Source organism: Neisseria sp. P0009.S007, from assembly GCF_051962515.1.
The window spans coordinates 1-283 of record NZ_JBQCVF010001057.1 but is presented as its reverse complement, the minus strand read 5'-3'; the positions used below and the strand labels follow the sequence as shown (position 1 = coordinate 283).

Here is a 283-nt window from a genome sequence, read left to right as displayed (position 1 = left end):
CCTTCACGGGTACGCTCACCCACACCTGCGAACACGGACAAACCGCTATGCGCTTTGGCGATGTTGTTAATTAATTCCATCATGTTGACGGTTTTGCCTACACCGGCACCACCGAACAGACCTACTTTACCGCCTTTGGCAAACGGACACAGCAAGTCAATCACTTTAATGCCAGTTTCCAGCAGCTCAGTAGTCGCAGACAGTTCATCAAATTTCGGAGCTGTCTGATGGATGGCACGGTGTTTGTCGGTATCAATCGGACCTGCTTCATCAACAGGCGTAC

At 50.5% G+C, this 283-nt stretch carries 1 pseudogene; it reads right to left on the bottom strand.

Annotated features, from left to right (window positions below):
* A pseudogene (locus ACTHS3_RS17735) lies at positions 1-283 on the bottom strand (F0F1 ATP synthase subunit beta); the annotation flags it as partial.